Genomic DNA, 16638 nt, shown 5'->3' on the forward strand with positions numbered 1-16638 from the left:
ATCTCTTTTAATTTTTTTCTCGCGATTAATAGGACTGCTATGTTTCGAGTTTCTTATTTTGGCGCACTTTGGTACTCGAAAATTTAGCTATTTTGACTCAAGCGAATAAAAAAAGATCTAAAACCCAGGATAATGTTTCAAAATAAGATGTTTTGCTTCTATAGTTTATTAATATGCATGTTTTAATTGAATATTAAGGAAAAATCATGACATTAAAATATGATGTAATCGTTTTAGGTGGTGGTAAAGGCGGTAAAACTCTGGCTGTCGATTTAGCAAAACAGGGGCAGCGAGTTGCTATGATCGAAGACAATCAAATTGGTGGTACTTGCATCAATGTAGCATGCATACCTACAAAAACACTCGTACAATCAGCGAAGATAGCCCACTATTGTCGTTCAGCCGCAGCGTATGGTTTAGAGGCTTCCCTGGCTCCTATTGATTTTAAAGCGGTTCGTGCCCGTAAAGACGCGGTAATTAATGCGATGCGTGATGCGAATTTAAAACAATTTTTAGACTCAGGAATGGATCTTATGCTGGGTCGTGGACATTTTGTAGGGCCTAAGACGATTGAAGTGAATTTATCCTTACCACGAGAGGGTAAAAAGGTATTAGAAATTACTGCCGATAAAATTTTTATTAATACCGGAGCTTTACCTCTTATACCTTCCATTCCGGGGCTTGACAAAGTAAAACATTATACTAATGACAGCTTAATGAATGTTGATAGAGTGCCTAAGCATTTGCTTGTAGTTGGGGGAGGATATATTGGTTTGGAGTTTGCTCAGCTATTTCGTCGCTTGGGCGCGGACGTTACAGTAATCGAAGCGGACAGCAAGTTTATTGGTCGTGAAGATAGAGATATTGCTGAGCAAGTTCTTGATATGCTAACCAAAGAAGGAATTCATTTCGCACTTAATACTAAAATTAACAGTATTGAAGAAGCACAAGGCGAAGTAATCATCAATGCAAATCAAGATGGAAAATCCGAGCTTATTCGTGGAAGCGATATTCTTATTGCTGTGGGACGTGTTGCGAATACAGCCAGATTAAATTTAGATAAAACGGGAGTTGCGCTTGACGAGCGTGGTTTTATCAAAGTAAATGAATATCTAGAAACCACAACCCAAGGTATTTGGGCTTTGGGGGATGTAAAAGGTGGGGCACAATTTACGCATTTATCCTTAGATGATTATCGTTTAGTCAAGCATAATCTACAAAATCCACAGAATAAACATTCGATACAAGGGCGGCTTATTCCCTATACAGTATTCCTCGACCCAGAACTTGCGCGTATTGGAATGACGGAGTCACAAGCGCTTGCTCAAGGTTATTCTCTAAAAATAGCTCAAATTCCTGCTGCAGTTGTTCCTCGAGCAAAAACACAAGGTGAAACAACTGGTGTTCTGAAAGCTGTGATTGATGCAAAAACGGATCGTATTTTAGGTGTTTCCATTTTTTGTGCCGAGGCTGGTGAAATCCTTGGGGTAATCCAATTGGCTATGGAATTGGAGATGCCTTATCAGAAATTACGTGATGTTATGTTTGCCCATCCTACATTAGTTGAAAGTATTAATTTGTGGTTTGCAGCAGTGACGGAAAAGGGCGGCTCTTAAGCTGTCTTATTGCGCATAATTAATTCATAATGAGCCAATTAGTTCCTTGCAATCGACTACTCATATCGCTTTAAGAAAGAATTTATTTGTTCAAATTTAGTAAAAATAGAATTATATTTTATTAAATAGATTTAATTTTGCATAAAAAATACTAAAAAGTGTTGATTTCAATTTCATCTTATGTAAACCTTGCGCAACTATGAGTAGGAAATTAATTTGCATAATAATTGGTATTAGTTGTCTTACCTTCGGTATGTTTGGATTGACGCTTTATAAGAAAGCCCAGGTTTCAACAAAACCACTACATCCTAAAAAAGAAGTTCTTAACACTAAAAAAGAAATTATTAATAATACAAAAGAAGTTATTAAAACCGAAAGTGTAAGAAACGTTACGGCAAACAATAATACTTCACATAAGAGTGCTGAAAAAATAGCGAATATAGCACCTAAGAGTGCATATAAAGTCGTGGTTGCAAGAAAAAGCCCTCGGCCTAAGCACACCCCAAGAAAGGTCATTATGAAAAGCAGAAATATTGCTTTGACAAAAGTATCTTTTGAGGAATTGCCAGGTTGGGATACTGCAGATGTTAAAAAATCTTTATCAGCATTTCAGAAGTCGTGTGAGACACTTTTGAAACAGTCGCCATCCCATACGATCAGGACACAACATATCAAATTAAAAACTCGAGATTGGCATCCAGCCTGTAAGGCGGCCATAGCTCTGGATTCAGTCTCTGAAGATTCAGCAAAAGCTTTTTTTGAAAAGTGGTTTCGTCCTATTGAGTTTGCACAAAAAAAACCAGTTCATGGTTTATTTACGGGCTACTACATGCCCAAAATAAGAGGGAATTTAAGAAAAAGTCCCAAATACAATACGCCAATTTACGGATTACCGAAGGGAAAATATTCAACCTCTTATACCCGTGAGCAAATCGATAATGGAGCCCTTAAGAAAAAAGCACCGGTGATTGCCTGGATCCATAGCCCTGCTGAACGGCTTTTTTTAGAGATAGAAGGTTCGGGTGTTATTCAACTTCCTAATGGTGAAAACATATACCTAGGCTATGCAGGCGAGAATGGTGCTCCCTACACATCAATCGCCAAGGTAATGATTAATAAGGGGATCATGACTCGACATAATGCATCTAAAGCAGCGATTATACGTTATTTAGAGAGTCATCCTGCAAAAGCAAAAACGATTATCCAGAGGAATAAGTCCTTTGTATTTTTTGAGGATTTAGGGGAGCCTATGGCTCTGGGAGCCGGAGGAATGGCACTTACACCAGGCTATTCTTTAGCAGTAGACAAAAAGTGGATTCCGCTTGGTGCTCCGTTGTGGTTAGATACAAAACGCCCTGACAAAAATCAAGTGGACGAGAAACAATTTCAGCGCCTTATGATTGCGCAAGATACGGGCGGTGCAATTCGTGGTTTTATGCGCGGTGATATTTATTGGGGGTCAGGAAAGCTTGCAAAATTTCTAGGCGAACATATGAAAAATGAAGGACACTATTGGTTATTGCTCCCTAAGCATATTTTAAATCGATTGGCCAAAAAATCACTTTAATATCTTGTGTGGGATCCTCCTAATACCATAATACGAACTCCGTAATTTTCAGAATTAAATACGAGTATTATTCCACGGATGGAAAATATAATTATTTTGGACTAATTTTAATAAATAGATAGGATTCCCTCTACTCGATTTTTTCATGTTGATTGGTAGCCATGAATGAATAGTTTAGGTCGAAGCAAGTTATTTCCTAAGTAATGCGATTAATCATGGAGGATTATCAGCATGAAAAAAATAACCAATTATGATCAATTCAAGAATATTCTTCCTTATTCAAGTGAAATGTTTGGTGTCTATCAACCACTTATTGGTTGGAAATCAAAAAGAATATTGAGACGTATAGAAAAATCATCTCAACTTCAAAATGAATTTTTACTTGATCAGCTTATCAAACATTTTGTAAGCGAAACATCTATAGCAGAAATCAATTTGCGAGGTTGCGGACTAGGCGATCCTCATTTTGATTTAGGAGAATTCTTGCCTTCTGGAAAATTACTGAATCAACGTTCCATTTTGTTACAAGAGCTACGTGAAAGATTACAAAAAAAATCGGTTAAAAAAGCCGATCAATGGCGAGAATTTATTGCAAATAATGACTTAAAAAACATTCTTCAGGAACATGTTTTTAGCCATTATAAGGAAGGGTTCCGTGAAAAATGTGAGCGATTTAGTGCCTTAAGGCCAAATCCAGGTGAGACAAATGAAGGTCTATTTCAAAGGATTATGAAATATAAAGAAGAGCTTTATCAGCAACTTGTTACCCAATTGAAGACGGAATCGATTATTGCAAGAATCATTATCGAATTGGTCAACAACCAATCTGTTGATTCATTGAATAAAATCTTCTACTCCAATGCAAACTATAACAGTAAGGATGCATTTTGGAGTACCGTGAAAAACTCTTCTGAAGATTTTAAAGATCCCTATCTGACTTTTGATCCTAAAAAAGACATTAATAATGTCTCTTTATCACCGTTAGGAATTGTACATCTTTTTCGACAGTATTTTTTTGAGCTTGATACTTTTCTTGGAACACCTACAGGCCATGTCTGGTTAGCTCCTGGTTCAACAGTGGAACTTATTGAAATTAGTACAAGAAAAACAATTACTGAGAAAACCTATGAAACTGCTTATGAATCGATTACTAAAACTGAGAAAAGTACTACAGAACAAGATGAAATCAGTGAAGCTGTGAAACAAGATAATAAAAATGATTTAAAATTGGGTTTTACAACGACAGTGAATCAATCGTGGGGAACAGGCAGTGCCTCAGCGACAGGTAGTTTAAATATGGATAGAACGCAACAGACAGCAAGAGAAACAACGCATAAAAAAATGCGCGAACAAACACAAAAACTTTCTTCAGAAATTCGGGAAAATTTCAAATCGACCTTTAAAACCATTACCGAAGAAATGAATACTTCGAGCAAGCGTTATGTTCTATCAAATATTACTTCTGATTTAATTAATTACGAATTAAGGAGAAAAATGCGTCAGGTGGGTGTACAGGTCCAGGATATTGGTAGTTTTTTATGCTGGGAAACTTTTGTCGATGAGCCTGGTGAAGATTTAGGTTTAGCTACATTAGTACATATTGCGAAGCCGGTTGATTTAATTCCCAAGCCACTGATAACAGAAACAGTACCTCCTCCAGATACTTCAAACAATTTTACTGTGCAGGCCATTTGGGATTTTGGTGATAACAGGAAGAATAATCAAGATTTTCCAGAGTTAGGTTTTGTTCCTTTGACTACCTTTCAAGTCCCACCGCCTCCTGACGGCTTTGAATTACAAAAATCAAACTATCCAAATCGATATATCAATATAAAATATGTTTCACACAGTGGTGAAGATTCTGAAAATCAAGTGTGGGTTTTTAATGGCAAATTTACCCCTGATTATTCTCAAATTGAAATTGGGGTGATCACGGGGCCAGACGGATTGGAATGGGATGAACGAATTGATTTTGTTGTTGGAGGCACGCTTCATTATACGCCTTCAGCGGTAAAATTAGCGGAAATAGCCGCAGGCAATGCAGCCAAGAAAGCAGCAGCAACTGACATTGATATTGCTAATGCTGAGAAAACGAGACAAGCCTTTATAACTGCTGCTAAAGAACGAATCGAAATGGCCAGTAATATTAACAAGCGTAAATATGAAGATTTACGTGAGGAAGAGCGCATAATTGTCTATCGTCGTTTAATTAAATCCTTGATGACCGATATTCATTATCAGGTAAAAACAGAACCCAAAACATTACATATATTATCCGAATTGATTAACTCCATTTTTGATGTCAATAAAATGCTCTATTTTGTTGCGCCAGAATGGTGGAAACCGCGTAAAAAATTCAGTCAATATTTGGGTGTAGGTGATTTTCAAAGTTTGATGGCAGATTCGGTAAATTGGTCAGATAATGTGGCAAGAGAGGATAATTATTTAGTTACTGACAAGTCGCAACCTGCACCAATGGGAAGTTCTCTAGGATGGTTATTGCAATTAGATGGAGATAATTTACGCAATGCATTTCTCAATGCCCCCTGGGTTAAGGCTGTTATCCCCATTCGTCCTGGTAAAGAACTCGCGGCGATTAATTGGCTGAAAAATGTGAATGTAGAGGGGGCTGATGGATTGGATGCCGCGTATGCAGCACCTCAATCTGAATTAGATGAAATCAAAGCGAAATTATTAGCGATTGATCCGGCAGATGAAGTAGGCTCCCATTCACAGGTAACTATTAATGATGCAATTCGTTTTTTGTGTACCCAGGTTTCACAAAAGCATGAAGAATCCAATAAAACGGATCATTATCCTAAAGGGGCAGAAATTCATGATGATGATAAAGTTTCTGCAACCCCCATTGATAAGGTTTATGAATATGGTTTTTATCCTTTGCAAGGGAGTTTTCGTTATGATCCTGGCAATCCCGATCCGAATAATCCTGATAGGAATTTCCAGGTCTTTGATCAATGGGTGGAAATTTTGCCAACTGATCAGGTAGTTCCTGTTAAGGTTACTTATAATCCTCTTACGGGGAGACAGGAACCTCCCGTATAAAAAGGAACTGCTGATCCAACTGAATTAAATTTATTCAAGATTGGCGTACCACGGCTTTGTCCGTGATATTTGAAAGAGGCCTGTTGAAGAGGGAAATTATTATGGGCGGCCCTGGAGTACCTGCTGTTCGTCAAATGGATAATTATGGTGAGGATGTTAGCAATGCTTTTGATAATGCAGAAAATGAATTTTTTGCTTCCGGAAAGCATTTTAAAAAAGATGATGTCATTGATTTAATGTCAAAATCAGGATTTTTTAGAGTAGATTCTTATGAGAATACTTCACCAATTGATCGCCACTATGTTGTCTTTTTCTTTAATAAGAAAAATTATGATATGACCAAGAATTCTGAGGTATTTGAGGTGCATGGTACCCTTGCTACCCGATATATCGAACTTCATAGAAATCAACCTAATATAACTGATTTTCCCATCGATAACGATCGTCCATTAAAAGCGGATAGCAATTATGTTATTTCGGTAGAAAGCGAATCAGCACTTGTATGGAGTAATGCCACCAATAAGGTTACGCAAAGAAAATATACAGAATATAAACCGGTTAATGAAAATACTTTGGTTGCTTTTACAGAAGAATACACTATAACTGATGCGGACTTTAATTTTAAAAATTGGAAAAGCTCTAATTTACAGAATTTATCCTCCAGGGGCTCAGGCAGACCCACGCAAATCCTTTTGCATGAAACGGCGGGCATGAAAATGGATGCCTCGGCTGCCTTCAATGTCCCTGCCCACTTTTTGATTGGAAATATTAAAGATAGTAAAGGAAATATTTATCAAATGGTTGATATTGCAGCGAATGTTCCTCATGGCGAGATTACTAACAGCAGAGCGATTGGCATCGAGTTTGTTAATGCACCTTTTGACATTTGGGAGCAAGTTCAAGATCCCAATGATTCCAAAAGATCAATTGATAAAATCCCCCGGGTAAAATCCAATTTTGGGTTAACCACAAGTACTCAAGGTATCTATCTTTTCGTTGAAAAGGTAAATATTAAAGATGTGACAATTAATAAACCCGTTCAATTCATTCCCTTGGAATTTTCTGATGTCGAAGAAAAAGGATTTTTTGAAATTAAAATTCCTGAAGATAAGTTATTGAATAAGAACGCTTTACTTGCTTTTAAAATAAACGGCAAAGACATTGTGAGGGAGAAAGATAAAATTGTGTCTATCCGTTTTTGCCACCCTATGAAATTTGAAAATTTAAAATACCTTGTGGAGCTCCTATACGATAATGACTTAATTAAAGATGCCGATGTTGAAGATAGTGAGTTTTGGAAAGGGGTTTATTACGATCCTGAACAAGACAAAACCTTTTATATTTATCAACCGCTTTTTACAGAAGCAGTAACTACGACTGTAAACCCTGCAGGCAAAACGATTAGAAAAATAACCATGCATTTTACCATTAGTTTGGTAGAACCCTGTATTTTTTGCCATGCACAAATTGGTCATCATGTTGATGGATATTTACAAGGTTTGTACTTGTATCTAAGAATCTATGAAGAATTATCGGTTAAAGCCACTTTGCAATATATGATATTTTTTTTAACTTCAGCAAAAACGAGTGCAGAAAAGGTTCCTCTGGAAATAATTGAAGAAACAACGGTAATCCGCACTTCTGAAATCAATCCAACAACGCATACCGAAAGCAATATTGATGTTCAGTTTTCAGCTCCTGCAAGCCCAGCAACAATTAAAATTAATCATTTTCTGGAAATCGACCTTGAAGCAGCAAAAGCCAAGTTTCCAGATAGTACGAATTAATAATGATATTACCCAGTAAAGACTACTGTGAAATTTTTTTTAGGGCAAGTAGATAAAAGAGCTGTTTTGCATGCCCAAATCAGATATGTTCTTTCTAATCTTAGATATAGTGGATTTAAGTGATGAAAATGGAATATATATTTTGAAGAAAATCTTTTTACACTTCCTGGAAGGATTTTTTGTTGGATTCTGTTTATGGTTTTTTTTTAATGGAATCTTTAATGTAGAACTGATGCAAAGCATCATATTGTATTATTTTTGTCTTTTTTGTTATGGACTGATTATTGGATTAACCTTCAAAGAAATGTTTTTGTCCTCTTATGTTGGCATTGTTTTAGGGCAATTTATTTATATAGTTTTTTTTGGAAAAATCAGTTCCTTTATCGTTATAGAAATAATTTATATGTTCATTTTTTCACTACTTGTTATTTTGGGCAATGCGATTGGAGTTACAATTTCTACTAAGAAATAAAAAGCAATTTATTTAAAATGTATGTTTCATTGTTTATAAGGAAAGATTTTTCTTACTAGAGCTGTGTATCGTGTATTCTTTCGAATTTCATTTAAAATGGATATTCTATGATGAATAAAAATAAAGGAATATTAAAAATGGACTCCATATTGAGAAACATGATTGGATTAATATGCGCTTTTATCTTTCTGAATAATGGTTTTGCCCAGGCCTCTGCAACTCCAATTATATGCGATCAAGATTATGCACTATGTACTTCTGCTCGCTGTATTCCCACCCCTGGAAGCTTGACCAAAGCAATTTGCGATTGCGTAGTCGAAAAAGGTAAAAGTGCCGGTTATAAAACGTGCAAGGAGAGAAAGCCTGTTCAAGATAAATACAAAGTCACGTCACTCATTTCCACATTTTCATTTGCGCAATTTGAAACGAAAAGATCAATGAATTGCCCAGAAGGACTACCCTGGACGAATTGTGTTGATATGTCCTGTACCGTTGATCCGCAAAATTCAAAACGTGCTTTGTGTAACTGTACGATAGAGAGAGGCCAAACTTTTTTTACTTTTGGCGGCGATTGTAATACAAATACCTGCGCTACCGGTTTTTGGTCTGGTGCAACCCAAGCAAATAGCACCATTCTTCGTAATGCATTATTGCAAGAAATGCGTTCGATACCAGAGAAATTACCCCAGGCTTGTTCTACTAAATCATCACAAGCAAACTAGAAATAAATACTTGTCTACTATAGATTTTGGAAGCTCATTTTTATACTAAAGCAGGTTTAATTACTTAGAAAATGTGAAAAGTTTTTCTCTTTTCGTTGAAGAGAAAAGGCTCCGCTGAATACATACTCCGTTTGACGACTTAAAATTTCTTGCTTGACTCTAATCAGAAAAATAGAGAATTGATGGTTATTTTAAAAACAACAAATAAATTGACAATGCATCTACCAATAGATAGAATGGCGCTTATGAAAATTACGCCGACGCAAGAAAAAATATTAATCACAGCAGAAAGCTTAATCCAAAAAATGGGTTATAACGCTTTTAGCTATAAAGATATAGCGCACGTGGTGGGCATTAAAACATCAAGTATTCATTACTATTATCCAGCTAAAGAGGACTTAGCTGCTGCTGTAATCGATTGGCAATTGTATCGACTGTCATTTTTTTTAAATGAACTGAAATTTAATGCCTCTTTATCTTTGCAACAAAAGTTATTGAGTTTAGTGGATAAGGTCATTTCTTTAACTATGCATGATGGGATGAAAATGTGCTTAGGTGGCATGCTGGCCTCAGATGTAATTTCATTAACAGAAAAGGTTAAAGTTAAAGTCCGAACTTTTTTTAATGTTTTGGAAAAGTGGATAAAAGAAGTCATCAGTGAAGGAGTTCCTGATAAAGAAAAAATAGACATTGTTCAGCTTGAGGAACTTTCCAGGTATATTCTAGTCCAACTAGAAGGGGGCTTGTTAATGTCGAGATTGTATGAGGATATTTCATATGTTGAAACAGTGAAACAATATATTAAAAGAACATTTTAAAATTTTTTATCTAATTAATCTATCTATTAATAGATAGATTATCGGGGGCCTATGAAAATTAAACTATTATCGATTTGTGTTCTTACTTTTGGATTTATAACTTCTAACTATGCGAGTAAAACAACCATGCCAATTAACGCGAATACCATTCATAAAGCTACTTATATCAATATGGAAAGCAAACAAGAATTCATGACAAATTTTGAAGAATTTCTTAAAAAAGGAGCTCAACTTGTGCGACAAACCGAACCTAATACGGCACTTTGGTTTGCGTTAAAGGAAGATAATCATCTTGCTATTTTTGATATTTTTTTCGATGAAAAAGGAAGGGAGCAGCATTTTACTGGGCAAGTTGCTAATGCCTTAAAAGAAAATGCTTCGCAATTGGTAGTAGGAGGGTGGGCTCAAGGTGTGTTACCTCATGTAAGTAACTATGATGTCATTGCTTCTAATAATTTTAATTTGAATATGGTTTTGGCTGCTAAAGAAGCATCTTATTTTGTTTTTAAGGCAAACCCTGGCAAAAGTCATGAATTAGAACTTTTATTAAGAGAAGGTTCTCAACTTATTAATGCAACAGAACCCAAAACTTATTTTTGGGTTGCTTTAAAAACTGACAAAGATACTTATGCTATCTTTGATGCCTTTCATGATAAAGCTGCTCAAAAAGTGCATTTCTCGGGTCAGGTTGCTTTGACCCTACAAAAAAATGCGGAACATTTGATTGCAGGAGGATGGGAAGCTGGTGTTCTAGCCCATGTTCATAATTTACAAATTATAGTTTCATCCTGATTTTGCGCACTTTGGTGCGCCTTCCGTTAATCCTAAAACCATTAAGGTCCCTGGTAATTCAGTATTAATTGAATGGGGCTGAATCTTGAGTTATAGGTTGGAATGGTTGTCTTAGATTTTCAATCCTGTCTGTTCGTCAGACTTTTGTTCAGCTATTTGTCTCGCTTGCTCAGGGCACTGTTTGGCAACACCACCAATGTTATGAGTAAACAACGCTTTAACGCCTTGGTCATTTGAATGATATTTGAAGATAAATAAATCTCTCCTAGACCATTTTCCTCCATCATCGGGAAGGTATAAAACTACTCTTTCCTCATCCAGTTTTTCACTATGAAGTTCTTCAATATTATAGAGACCGCTAGCTTTATTATAAGGATTATGCCAAGTTAATGCCTCCTTAAGTGTTTTCTCTTCCCCACCCTTACCTGTGCCTTTGAGGTTGATGGCTTTGGACATACTATCGTCCCTGAAATTATCAATTAAAATTGTAATTAGATGAGTCGGCAAAGTTATTGGTAAAAAAGCGACAATTGCAACTATTCCAGAAAAAAGAAATCGCGGAGCTTGGTTAAACATAAAATTAATAACTGTGCCTACTGCAAATAATGTTAATTCCAAACTATTAGTTTTATCGTCTCTTAATAGGTCGTTAAATCGCTCTGTTATAAATACGTCAAGTCTTGCAAGTGCAGCAGGGATACCTAAAGTAAGGACATCAAATAAACCCAAGGTTGGTTCTTCCTCTTCTGTCGACATATCGCCGTTGATAACATTAAAAGAGTCTAAAAACTTTCTCCCAACAGAGGTGCGTAGCGTCCGTGCATGTGGATAAATTTCAGATTCAAAAATGAAGTGTAAGGGATTTTTCATCTCTGAGGCCGCCTTTTAATAAACGAGTATGACGAACACTTTACCGATGAGAAATGAACTGAATATTAAGTAATGTTCGTCATATGAGAATCTTTATACAAATCATCTTCTCTTTCACCGAATTCACGCTGACTTGTCCGGGAATTTTATCTTGTAGCCACCGGCACGAGCAGGGCGAATTCTTATTTACCCTGATTACTTTAAAGAATGAGTCTTGCAGAGCTGTTTAAAGCTCAATTTATTATGTGAAAATTATGGCCTGTGGTTTTTATATTCAGCTAGTAGTTTGGTTTTGCTGAAGAATGTAGTTAGGTTTCTTTCTACGCATAATAAAATAGTTTTAATTATAAGTTACTCCTCGTCGCTCATTTGCTATGAATATCAACTCCAGGAAAACCAATGCAAGATCTGCTAGTCGTTACACTCATGTTATAATCAGGTAGACTGTAGAAAACCTGAGGCGTTTATGAAAAAACCATCATCTGAATTTAAAACAGGGCGAGCACTTACTTCCAAGGATATGAAGGAGTTAGCAAAAGCAAATGCAAATCTTATTATCAAGCTAATTCATACTTATGAAGAATCAGATCCAAAATTACCTGTCTTGAATGATATTGAGAGTTTGCTCATCGGATCTATTAGATTGATGGATTCCGCGCAACGAAAACTGATTTCGGGATTTATATCAAAAAGTGAATTTGTTAAAGAGACGGATGCAAGCGTACAAGCAGCTTTAAAAAGAATTAATAATTTGTTGACTGCTACGCCGCTTCCCCCATTACCTAAACCAACTATGCCGCTTAGCGATACGGAGCAAGAAAAATTAAAAAGATATATTTTAGATAATCCTGGTGATTTTTACGGAAATAACCGTGAGGGTAATGAATATTGGGTTCCTAGCGATGGAACTGCTGGGTTGAGTTTCGAAGCGATTGACCAAGAAAATATTAAGGTTTTTGTTCATCCTTATAGGAATCTTACCTACAAACCAATTGGTGAGTTTTCTTTAGATCTAAAAACTGCGAGGGAATATATTAATAATCCCAAGAAGAAAGTTAGTGAAGGAAAAGCGGCACAGAAAAAAATTGAGAGTTTTAATGAAAGGGTAAAAATACCATCGAGACAAAGGTTAAATCTTTTTTTTGAATCAGTAGCAGCGCCACTCATGGTTTCAGAAGAAGAAAGAAGGCTAGCAGAGAAATGTATAATACGAAATTGGCGTGATTACCTAGACAAAGGAGTGAAGAGTGATGGAACATCTAAAGTGTCTATCGAATCGCAACCCAATAATCAATTTTCTCTTATTGTAAGCTATCCAGGTTGGGTTGGTCTGAAAACTCAAGTTTTTAGTATTCTTCCAGCTGAAATTAAAAATTTAGCTGCTGAAGAATTACAATACCTACAATCCCAAAAACCTAAGGTTTAGATTTATATTTGTGGGTATCAGCAAGGCTGCTACCTCAGGTCCCCTGTATTCAAAGATAGAACTAATTCAGAATAAATGGTCTTGGTTTTTGCCATCCGAGGCTATCAGGATGGGGATACGATTCAATTTATGGATAACAAAAAAAAAGCGATTACGACTTTAGTTGAGCGTAAATCGAGAATGGTTCTTATTAAAAATAATAGCAAGCTAGTAGAAATGGGCATACTCGCAGATGTCATAGCTTTTAGTTGTGCCATGCGAATACTAATAAATCCATTCCCATCTATGCGTCGAAAAAGTTTTAGATTCCCATGGTTACCCTTGAAGAAACTAAATTAATCGCCTATATCCTCACTCCATAACTTTCTATTTTGAGCAATGAATTGTCTCATCATAGTGATACATTCTTTATTCTGTAAGACCTCAAGTTTGACACCACGTGACGATAATAGCGATTCTTCACCCATAAAGGTTTGATTTTCTCCAATCACAACATAAGGAATTTTATAAAGAAGGATGGCTCCGCTGCACATGACGCAAGGAGAAAGAGTGGTGTATAAAATAGATTGCTCATACACTTTAGCTTGCTGTCTACCCGCATTCTCTATTGCATCCATTTCACCATGTAATATGGTGCTTCCTTTTTGAAATCAATAGGTTAATTGATGAATCAATTGTTTATGCTCTGAGGAAATTCACGTTCAAGCTAAAACTATTAACTTTATCCTATTCCGACATGAGAGCGCACTTCTTTAAAATCTACATCAGGTAAAGTTTCGAGTTCATTATCTCGGGCCAAAGCAGAGTGAATAAAGCGAGTCAAGGAATGACGCGTATTTCCAGATCCTTGCAACTGCTTGTTTAATAGAGATAAAAACTCCTCATTATTTAGATTAGGGGAATCACTGATTACCTTTTGCAAGTTTTGAGCTCTTAAAACCCCACTCTCACCATGAAACCAATGTGAAAAACGCGTTATGCCACGTGTTCCCGCTGCATTTTTTTTGCACCAATCTAAATAATTGCTGATGCCTACATTTACTTTTTCAATGCATTCATCAATGGATAATTGCTTAACTCTTTGGGTAAATTGATTTACTTTAATTTCATTAAAAGAAAAAAACACATCAACGCGCCTATTCCTGCCGCGAATGTCATTACGCGTAACTTGTGCATGACCATGCTTAAAATCTACATCAAGATACTCCTCTCCAACCAGATTCCTATCATGTACCGAATCATCAATTACAAGTACAGTAGCTGCTTCTTCATCTAATTTTTTTCCAATTTCAGCTGTTGAGGCAATCAAATAAGGAATGTTATGTTTGGCTAATATCTTCTTTAATGCCTCATTCGTGCTTGGGCTTAAAATTTCCTCATTAATAAGCAGAGGTTTATTTTTTGCTTTTAAAAAGGGAAGATGCAATAAAATAGAGGATAGATTTGCATTAATATAGTAATAATCATAATAAGCATGAGGAGAAATTCTCCTTTCAAATTGATGATCAAATTCATCACAATAAACGGCTGATTTTTCCCCGAGATGGGAAATGTAATTTTTTCCAAAAGTTAATAAGAATAAAGAGGAAGCAGACTTCTTTAATTCTGCATAAGCTCCAAGAAAAAGAGGACAATATTCATCGGTGAGACTGTCGCTACTCCGATATTTCAATTGTCTTTTAGAAAAATCCTTACCTACCACATTTCCGATATCATCAAAATCAATCGCGTACACTACATCGCATTCTGTTTGAGAACTATCCGTACCTGCTTTTCTTTCTTCAACAGTTTTAAAATGTCGAACTCTAATATTTGCGCCATTTTGATTTAATCGATTAATGATTGCTTGTAAAATTTCTTGCTGCGCCTGATTATTATCGGTTTCGATGCAATCTAACTTTATATTTTTGTAGCCATTATAATAAAGCTTTAAAAGAATCATTAAATCTTGAAATAAGCCACCGCTTCCTAAGCTTAATAAACGAATAGTCGAGTTTTTATCGTTGTTCTCTACTGCACTTAAAATTCGCTCCTCGTATTTAGCACGAATATTAGAAAAAGTTGATCGAGAATGTGCTTGAGTATCGGCACACCAACACTCATGGAGCCAATTATAGCTTGGTTGCATTGACCCATAAGAAGAGTTCTTGCTTTGGGTAGGATTTTTATAAAGAAATAAAAGCCAACGATTAAATGTTTCTAAATCTAATTGATCAATTTCTTGTGCTGAGTATAAATTATATCGACTCATGTTTATTTATAGAATTTATTAAAAAATAACGAAAGTATAAAATATTTACATTAAGGGAGGATTAACAAAAATATTAAAAATTTTGCCCCTGATTTCGGCAAAACCTTGTGACTGAAAACAGACCTGCCGAAAGCTCACGAGCATCCTCGCTCATGGCTAGAGATTAGAAAATCATTTTATTGCGATATTTGTAAAAAAACTATCTCTTCAAAGGGATAATCTTAATCAATTTCGATATGAATGTAAGAACCCGTAAATGATAATCAAATATAGGGTAATGGGTTGTTCCTCCCTGAGAAATGAGGAGAAACATCTTTTTGTTAGGCTAATACTTTATATAAATTAACAGTGGAGATCAAAGACCGTATCTGAGGAAACTATGTAATTATAATTATTCGAGACCCTTTGGAACTAAGCCGATAGGTGCTCTGCTTCTTGAGTCGGACAGCCTGCAACGCAGACGTGTACGGTGAGCAATGGTTCTCCCCAGATAAATTTCTTACCTAATTGGTTTGAATGAATAAGTACACTCTAATGATAGATTTTCAAGATCGTTATTAATGCAAGTTATTGTATGCAATTTTTTATAAGTCTCTACAATTTATAAATAAGCATCAATAGCCTCTAAAGCAGCTTTTGCACATAGTCCATCAAGTTCTGGAGTCGCTCCGCTAATTCCAATAGATCCTAAATGTTGACCATCTTTAGAAATAATTGGTAATCCACCTTCTAGTAATACGATTCCAGGAACAGAGGAGTAGGGTGAATTATCAAAGGATTTATTTCTTTCAGCTAAATCTTTAGTAGAAATGGGCATACTCGCAGATGTCATAGCTTTTAGTTGTGCCATGCGAATACTAATAAAACCATTCCCATCCATGCGTCGAAAAAGTTTTAGATTCCCATGGTTATCCATTATGGCCACTGCGATTTTCAATTGATGTTCAATAGCTACTTCTTCGGCACGAGTAGCCATTATTTCTGACATTTGTAATGAAAGTGTTTTTATAGTGAGTAACATAAAAATGAGCTCATCGAAAAAATGTCATAATACATTTTTAATAATATTAAGTGAATATAATATTATTTGAGATAGATAACGTACCTTATCTATCACAAATATGAGATATACTTAGATAATAATTTTTAATTCATACAATACAGAAATCAGAAAAAATTAAAAATTTTGGATGGATAATATTTTTAATTTGCTATGCTTTAGGAACAGAATTGACTTTAACTCTGCTTGCCAAA

General features: G+C 35.7%; 12 protein-coding genes and 1 pseudogene. 9 read left to right on the plus strand and 4 right to left on the minus strand.

Translation table 11 applies throughout. From position 1 onward, the window contains the following. The first annotated feature begins 206 nt into the window (after window positions 1–206). From Lpar_RS07175 to Lpar_RS07210, 7 genes are all read left to right on the plus strand, one after another. A complete protein-coding gene (locus tag Lpar_RS07175; protein ID WP_058517304.1) occupies window positions 207–1616 on the plus strand; it encodes a mercuric reductase in 1410 nt (469 codons plus the stop codon). Window positions 1617–1815: 199 nt separating this feature from the next. Beyond that, complete coding sequence (gene mltA / locus Lpar_RS07180) at window positions 1816–3183, plus strand: murein transglycosylase A (protein WP_237759359.1); 1368 nt, start codon at window positions 1816–1818, stop codon at window positions 3181–3183. A 231-nt stretch (window positions 3184–3414) separates the two neighbouring features. After that, window positions 3415–6246: a hypothetical protein gene (locus Lpar_RS07185; protein WP_058517305.1), complete on the plus strand. Its 2832-nt coding sequence runs from the start codon at window positions 3415–3417 to the stop codon at window positions 6244–6246. Between the two features lie 101 nt (window positions 6247–6347). Continuing rightward, window positions 6348–8033, plus strand: coding sequence for an N-acetylmuramoyl-L-alanine amidase (locus Lpar_RS07190; RefSeq protein ID WP_058517306.1), 1686 nt, complete (start codon window positions 6348–6350; stop codon window positions 8031–8033). A gap of 609 nt (window positions 8034–8642) precedes the next feature. Next, window positions 8643–9227 (plus strand): hypothetical protein, encoded by a 585-nt coding sequence (locus Lpar_RS07200; RefSeq protein WP_058519198.1) that lies wholly within the window; start codon window positions 8643–8645, stop codon window positions 9225–9227. A gap of 182 nt (window positions 9228–9409) precedes the next feature. After that, window positions 9410–10045, plus strand: a complete 636-nt coding sequence (locus Lpar_RS07205) for a TetR/AcrR family transcriptional regulator (protein WP_237759360.1) — start codon at window positions 9410–9412, stop codon at window positions 10043–10045. 51 nt (window positions 10046–10096) lie between these two features. Then, a complete protein-coding gene (locus tag Lpar_RS07210; protein WP_237759361.1) occupies window positions 10097–10837 on the plus strand; it encodes a hypothetical protein in 741 nt (246 codons plus the stop codon). A gap of 111 nt (window positions 10838–10948) precedes the next feature. Here the strand turns inward: Lpar_RS07210 and Lpar_RS07215 are convergent, their stop codons facing one another. Next, window positions 10949–11707, minus strand: coding sequence for a hypothetical protein (locus tag Lpar_RS07215; RefSeq protein WP_058517308.1), 759 nt, complete (start codon window positions 11705–11707; stop codon window positions 10949–10951). 466 nt (window positions 11708–12173) lie between these two features. On the opposite strand from Lpar_RS07215, the gene Lpar_RS07220 reads away from it, so the two are divergent. Next, window positions 12174–13133, plus strand: a complete 960-nt coding sequence (locus tag Lpar_RS07220) for a hypothetical protein (RefSeq protein ID WP_058517309.1) — start codon at window positions 12174–12176, stop codon at window positions 13131–13133. A 99-nt stretch (window positions 13134–13232) separates the two neighbouring features. Beyond that, a pseudogene (locus tag Lpar_RS19665) lies at window positions 13233–13340 on the plus strand (IS30 family transposase); the annotation flags it as partial. Between the two features lie 128 nt (window positions 13341–13468). Here the strand turns inward: Lpar_RS19665 and Lpar_RS07230 are convergent. From Lpar_RS07230 to Lpar_RS07240, 3 genes are all read right to left on the minus strand, one after another. After that, window positions 13469–13765 (minus strand): deaminase, encoded by a 297-nt coding sequence (locus tag Lpar_RS07230; RefSeq protein WP_272947104.1) that lies wholly within the window; start codon window positions 13763–13765, stop codon window positions 13469–13471. 89 nt (window positions 13766–13854) lie between these two features. After that, window positions 13855–15384, minus strand: a complete 1530-nt coding sequence (locus Lpar_RS07235; protein ID WP_058517311.1) for a hypothetical protein — start codon at window positions 15382–15384, stop codon at window positions 13855–13857. Window positions 15385–15985: 601 nt separating this feature from the next. After that, complete coding sequence (locus Lpar_RS07240; protein ID WP_202814066.1) at window positions 15986–16405, minus strand: GlcG/HbpS family heme-binding protein; 420 nt, start codon at window positions 16403–16405, stop codon at window positions 15986–15988. Between the last annotated feature and the right edge of the window lie 233 nt (window positions 16406–16638).

The organism is Legionella parisiensis, from assembly GCF_001467945.1.
Lineage (GTDB): Bacteria > Pseudomonadota > Gammaproteobacteria > Legionellales > Legionellaceae > Legionella > Legionella parisiensis.